This window comes from Draconibacterium sp. (genome assembly GCF_041583095.1).
Taxonomy (GTDB): domain Bacteria; phylum Bacteroidota; class Bacteroidia; order Bacteroidales; family Prolixibacteraceae; genus Draconibacterium.
Map to the genome: position 1 here is coordinate 1 of NZ_JBFHGM010000261.1, position 7261 is coordinate 7261.

Sequence of the window (7261 nt, forward strand, 5' to 3'; positions counted from 1 at the left end):
AATGGCAAGGCATCTTCCTTTCCGGTTTCGAACCAGGCCTGACGAGTGATGTTGTAACGTTGCAAATAAGCATAGTCGCCAACTCCCGACTGGTTACCGGTTTGTCCCCAGCCACCTCTGATTTTCAAATCGTCGATCCAGGTTAATCCCTGCATAAATTCTTCCGACGACAAACGCCATGCTGCCGAGAATGAAGGGAATGTTCCCCAACGATAATCGGGATGTAGTTTTGAAGAACCATCTTCACGAATATTGAATGTAAAAAGGTATTTACTTTCGTAATTGTATGACAAACGTCCGAAAACCGACATGATTCCCCAGGCCGAAGCGCCGGTACCGGTACCGTTCCATGAAATTTTATTTGCCGCGTTTAAAGTATGGATAGTATCATCTTTATAGTGCGAGCCATTAATATAGCTTTGCGACCACTGCGAATCGGTCCACGAAGTACCGGCCATTGCTTCAAAATTATGTTTCTCGGCAAATGTCTTTTTAAAGGTCATTACATTATCGAAAACCAGTAATGTATTAGCACTTCTGGTATCCCATGCATTTCCCCAGTCATCTCTGTCGGAACCATGTACCGGAGGATTAAAACCGGTATTTTTGCCGTTACGACGATCCAAGGTGAACGACGATTTCAAGGTTAATTCAGGTAAAAAAGTAATGGTTGAACTACCTGAAGCAATCAGGCGGTTCTCGTTATTCTTATTGTTTTTACCATTTTCGATCGATTCAATCGGGTTTACAATATTTTGCCCGAAGAAAGTGCGGTTATACAACCCGGTCTGAGGATCGATAATGTTTGAAGCAGTTGGCAGGTTAACCACCGCCAGTACTACACCACCACGGTTTGATCCGGCACCGGTAGTTACTCCGTTGCGGGTATTATCCGAATACGACAGGTTTAACCCGATATTCAACCAGCTACGCACCTGGCTTTCGACGTTACTGCGCAGGTTATATCGGCGGAAAAATGCAGAGCTGAGCACCCCTTTTTCGTTCAGATAACCTCCGGAAATAAAGTAGCGCGTTTTATCGTTGCCGTCCGAAATCTGTAGCTGATAGTTTTGAGTGATACCCGTTCCGTAAACTTCATTGAACCAGTCGGTTTGATCAGTAGTACCTTCAGGAATTGCTCCCGGACGAATTTCGTCAATCAGTTCTTTATACTGAGCAGCATTTAAGGACTTAATTTGGTTGGCTACATGGCTAACACCAAACTGCGTATTCAACGAAATTTTTGCTTCGCCACTGGCCTGTTTCGTGGTAATAAGAATTACACCGTTTGCCGCTCTCGATCCGTAAATAGCCGCCGATGAAGCATCTTTCAGGATTTGCATACTGGCAATATCCATTGGCGAAAGGAAGTTGAGGTTATCAACCGGAACTCCGTCTACCACGTATAAAGGGCTGTTGCTTCCGTTAAACGAAGTAGTACCACGCACGCGAATAACCATTTCGCCACCGGGAGCTCCGCTGGGCTGGTAAACGTTAACACCTGCCGCTTTCCCCTGAATGGCCTGTGCTGCCGATACAATCGGACGTTCGTTGATCTCTTTGGTTGAAACTGTTGAAACCGCGGTGGTAACATCTTTCCGGGCAACCGAACCATAACCGATTACCACTACTTCATCCAGCTGTTTCAAGTCTTCTTTCAACGATACATTTATCTCGCTTTGGTTACCCACAGTAACTTCCTGCGAATTATATCCGATAAATGAAAATACAAGAACAGCATCACTACCGGGAACCGTAATCCTGTAATTACCGTTTGGATCGGTAAGCGTTCCCTGCAACGTGCCTTTAATAACAATATTCACACCTGGTAAGGGATCGCCTGATGCATCGCTTACCACTCCTCTAACATCAATTGAATTTTGTGCATGCACTGAGAGATTAAATCCCAATAACAACACCAAAAAGAAGAGAGGAATTTTAAATTTTAAGAGTCTTGTCCTCATAAAAGAATTTGATTAGTTAAATATTTATTATAAACAGAACCTATTCCCCGACCTGGGAAATAGTCATAGACTTTGCATATAAAAATTAGCTCGAAAGACAAACTTTCATTGCCGTAGTTCTTCATCGTAAAGCTTATCTGTTTTCTCAAGCACAAATCTATGGTTTGAGTTGACCGCTATTTTTTTAAGGGACAGAAAAGTGGATTAATGAGAATCAACAAAATATCCAAAACACTCTATAACAAGCACTTGAACTTTTTGATATGCAAAATAAAAGTGGACCAATTGGAAAGATGAGTGAACGAATAAGGGGCAGTTATGGGAAGTAAAACCGAACAAAATTGATTTCGTTCTTTAAAACATTAACACCAAACAGGATTAAAACAGATCGCTAACAATTATCGAATTTGTATAATCATATCTTCGAAATCGTTACGGGATTTGGCGCGGTTTTTTGTTTTTGCCCGGTAGTTATAAATGGTATTTACCGAGTATCGTAAAAAGTCGGCAATTTGCGAGCTGTTACTAATTCCCAACCGGATTAATGCCAGAATTCGCAATTCGGTATTTAGTAGCTCTTCTTCGTTTAACTCAAACTTTTCTTCATCCAGTAGCAGCTCGTTCACCTTTTCTACAAAATGTGGGAAAATGCGCAAAAATGCTTTATCAAAATTCCGGTAAAGTTCTTCTGTTTCATCATCCATCATTTCTTGCGAACGGGTAAGCGCATGCAACTCGGCAACCTGGCCGTTGGTTATCTTTTTGTTTACCAAACGACGGAAGCTTTCCATTTTATCAATATAGGTGGAGCAAAGTTTTATAAAATGTCCGATATAAACTTCTTTAATATGGTCCGATTCCGAGAGATCCATATTTACAATTTGTAGTTGATCATTTACTTTTTGCAGCTCAGTATTTAAATTTTGCAAACTCGAATTGGCCTTTTGTAAATATTTACGCGTCTCGGATAAACGCCTCATCTGGCTGTAAATATAAACGAGCGCAACAGTTAGCAGAAGTCCCAAAATACTGGAAAGTAAAAGATAATTTTGGAGTTGCCGGTTTTTCTTTTCAACGGTTGCCTGGTATGTCCTGTCGATTAACGACAATATTCCGGCACTTTGTAAACTACGAAGACGTGCGTTATAAAATACAGTTTCGCTCCACGAAAAACGAATATAGTTGTAAGCACGTTCCATATCGTTTTCCTGAAATAGTATTTCTGCCAGCATCCACAACGAGGCATGGTCTTTTGTGGCCGACAATATATCGGATAAGGCCGACTGAGCCAGGTAATACTTTACCCCATCCGAATCTTTAATTCTTCGATAGGTTAGCGAACGGTTATAACTGGCAATCGCAAACTCGCGGGTACCCATCGAACTGTTGGCCAATATAGTATCATTTACGCTAAGCGCTTCCTCTATCTTTCCGGCGTTACGCAGTCTTTCCTCTTTTAAAGCATAATACAAATCGTTTGTTGAAGAAAGTACATTATACAACGAATCTGTATAACGATTTGATATCTGCCAGTATCGTTCCGCGCCCTTTTTGTTTTGTGTATAAAAAGCTAATTCAGAGTAAACATGCCGGTACGTATCGTAATATTCACTCAGTAAATCATCAGGAACTTTTTCTTTTTCAATGGAAGAAATTAAGTCAACAGCCTCAAGATACATCCCGGTAGAAGCCATCAGATAAGCCAGATTAAGCTCGCTTTCGTATAACAGAGCGGTATTATCCAGGTATTTGGCAACATCAATATTCCGGTTTTTGTAGTGTATCGCCGAATCGCAAATGTAGGGTCGGTATTCATCATACAATTTCGCATTCAGCCGGTACTCCTCAATGGTATTGGGCGAAACCGTACGCAATTGATTCTTCAGCGCCTGAATCCGATCTTCCTTCTGCTGTTGATAAACCTTATGATTTTCGATTGCTGCATCCAAACGGTTCAAAAGTGAATCAAGGGGCGATTGCCCCAGAACCGCACCGGGATATAAAAATACAAGGCAGATAAACAATCTGAAAAATTTCATAAATGGTTATTCCGTTTTCTAAACATGCACAAAATAAACATTTTTCATTTCATTTTATACATCGTCCCAATTCTTGGAGAACTCGTAATTCTTAAATAATTTCAGATAAAAATTAAAGCACAATCACTCCCTCAATCTTATCCACTTTCTCGGTTATCACAATAATTTGGTCGGCCGATTCCATTAGCGCCACACAGGTAACCGATACGTGTTTCAGATTATCAGTATGTTTAAAAGTTACTTCACCTTCAGTTGGCAGCAAAGCTTTTACCTGATCAACTTTACCTTCTTCATTCGGAATAATAAACTTAAACATGTATTTCAACGGCCATTTTTCAGATTCCATCAGCCGGTAGCGAAGATTTTTATATTTATCCATTTCCTTATCTTTCACATCCATTTAATAATACAACCCACATTTCTTTTCGTTCACCTTTTAACCTAAAATCTCAATATCTTTTTGGATTACAAAATTCAAACCGGAGCACAAAGATTAGATTTTTAGCCAAATTTCACCACTTGATTTTAATATTGTATTTTAGAAACGTGTTATTAGATAATATCCATCAACAGCCCTGAGTTTTGAAAAAGAGTTTACTCATACTGCTTCTCGTTTTTCCATCACTTGTTTTTTCGCAGGTGAAAAGATTCGGTGTACCCAATATTCTGAATTACCCCAAAGCGGATTACCGGGCCGGCACACAAAACTGGGGTGTTGCGCAAGACCCGAATGGATTTATGTATTTTGCCAACAACCTTGGCCTGCTTCGTTTCGATGGTTTGAACTGGGATTTGTACAATGACTCCTTCACCTCAAATGTTCGATCGGTGTGTATTGATGATGATGGAGTTATTTATATCGGATTAGATGAGGACTTTGGAATTTTCGACCCCAGTTCGCCAGAAGGCCCGATATTTAAGAGTTTGACCGATAAGCTGCCTGAAGATATTCCGGAAACAGATGTGATCTGGAAAATATACAACACACAGTATGGGGTTGTATTTCAATCATATAGCTATATTTTTATTTACAGGGATGATAAAATTGATATAATTAGGCCACAAAAAGCATTTTACTATTCGTTTTATATCAATAACCGGCTCTTTTTTCACGAACCCGGAGTTGGTTTATTCGAGTACATTAACGGATTTGTAAATAAAGTACCATGGGCCGATGAGCTGAAAGATCATGAAATTCAATCGATGGTCAGCTTTTTCGAAAATCATTTGCTCATTGGAACTGCCCAGTCGGGTTGGTTCGAATACAAAAATGGCAAGCTAAATAAATGGGATGTTCCGGCCAATACACAAACCGAAAACGATGTTTTGTATTGCGGCATCAAGCTCGATGGAAATAACCTGGCTATTGGCACCATATTAAACGGGCTCATCATTGCAAATTCCGAAGGCGAGATTATTCAGCATTTAAACCTGAATAACGGCTTACAAAACAATACGATTTTAAGCCTTTGCAACGATCGGTCGGGAAATTTATGGCTTGGGCTCGATAATGGAATCGACTACATCGAGCTAAATTCGCCAATCAGTTATACCTCTCGTTCTGAAAATATTGGAACAGGCTACTGTGCAGTCATACACGACAACCTGCTATACCTTGGCACCAACCAGGGGCTTTTTACCAAAAAGTTCTCTACGATTGGACAGGACAATACCGAGGTTTTCAAAATAATTCCCGGTACGGAAGGACAGGTTTGGAGTTTAAAAGTTATAAACGGACAATTACTTTGCGGACACAATCTGGGTACATTTGTAGTAAACGGACGAGAAGTGCGGCAAATCAGCGACGATCCCGGGTTATGGACTTTTATTCAACTAAAAAATGATACCAACTACGCTATTGGTGGTAGTTTCACCGGCATATCCCTGTTTCAATTCGATAAGGGGCAATGGGATTTACAAACAAAAATAAAGGGGTTTAGCGAATCGAGCCGTTTTCTGTCGGAAGATAAGGAAGGAAATATTTGGGTTAGCCACGGAGCTAAAGGGGTTTTCCGCGTTACTTTAAATGCCCAACGCGATTCGGCAACCAATGTAAAACTTTACGGCGCAAAAGACGGGCTTCCTCTCGATCTGATGAATATACTGTTGAAGTTCGATAATACGTGGTGCATCTCAACAGTTGATGGAGTATATAGCTACAATGCAGCGGCCGACCGTTTTGAAAAAAATAAATCGTTAAACGAAATTTTCGCCCCTTATAACCGCTTGAAATATATTGAAAAAGACTTTCGGGGAAACTACTGGTACATTGCCGAAAACGAGGTGGGCGTACTTCATAAAAACGATGATACCAGCTACACACGAATTACAACGCCGTTCCAGCAATTACCCAACAAGCTGGTGCGCGAATGGGAATTTTTATATGTGTTCGATTTAAATAATGTATTTTTTGCCACCGAAAATGGTTTTGCACATTATTCTTCGCGAATAGTTACGTCGTATAACCAGCCGTTTAGATGTTTTATTGCGCAAGTAGATGTTCCCAATCTTGATACCGTTGTATATCCCGAAAACAATCGCGAGCCTATTGAATTTCCTTTTCAGAAAAATTCATTTCGTTTCAACTTTTCAGCACCTTTTTATCAAAATCCCGAGCAGTTGGAGTTTAGCTACTTTATCGATAACTACTCTGATTCATGGTCGGTGTGGTCGAACGATAACTACCGCGATTTAACCAACCTGCCCGAAAACGATTATGTGTTTAGGGTAAAAGCCCGAAACAGTTTTGGCGTTGAAAGCGATGAAGCTACTTTTTCATTTGTGATCACTCCCCCATGGCACCGCTCAAAAACCGCTACTTACATTTACATATTAATTGTGTTTGTAATAGTTGTAATAATTGCCTGGTTTATTAATAAACGCTTCGAAAAATCAAAACAAAAGGAACGTAAAAAACACGAGCAAAAATTGCGGGTAAAAGAAAAAGAATTTGAGCAACAAGCTGTACTTGCCGAAAAAGAGATTATTCGTTTAAAAAACGAAAAGCTGGAGGCAGAAAAACTGTCGCTGGATAAAGAGTTAGCCAACCAAACACTTAGCATTGTAAACAAAAATAAGTTCCTGATGAAAATTAATGAGGAACTTAAACGGGTTTCGAATGAAACTTCTGACGGGGTCGTTAAAACAAAAATGGCTATAATTAAAAAGCGTATCGACAAGGAAATCGATAATCAAAATCAAAATCAAATATTCGAAAGTTATTTTGAAGAAGTTCATGCCGATTTCTTTGAACGGTTA

General features: G+C 40.0%; 4 protein-coding genes. 1 reads left to right on the forward strand and 3 read right to left on the reverse strand.

Translation table 11 applies throughout. The annotated features are described in order from the left end of the window. From ABZB17_RS18390 to ABZB17_RS18400, 3 genes are all read right to left on the reverse strand, one after another. On the reverse strand, nt 1-1964 hold a 1964-nt coding region (locus ABZB17_RS18390; RefSeq protein WP_372652324.1), incomplete at its 3' end, for a SusC/RagA family TonB-linked outer membrane protein. A 398-nt stretch (nt 1965-2362) separates the two neighbouring features. After that, nucleotides 2363-4003 (reverse strand): DUF6377 domain-containing protein, encoded by a 1641-nt coding sequence (locus tag ABZB17_RS18395; RefSeq protein WP_372652326.1) that lies wholly within the window; start codon nt 4001-4003, stop codon nt 2363-2365. Nucleotides 4004-4115: 112 nt separating this feature from the next. Next, nucleotides 4116-4382, reverse strand: coding sequence for a DUF493 family protein (locus tag ABZB17_RS18400; protein ID WP_246241693.1), 267 nt, complete (start codon nt 4380-4382; stop codon nt 4116-4118). 260 nt (nt 4383-4642) lie between these two features. On the opposite strand from ABZB17_RS18400, the gene ABZB17_RS18405 reads away from it, so the two are divergent. Beyond that, on the forward strand, nt 4643-7261 hold a 2619-nt coding region (locus ABZB17_RS18405), incomplete at its 3' end, for a two-component regulator propeller domain-containing protein (protein ID WP_372652329.1).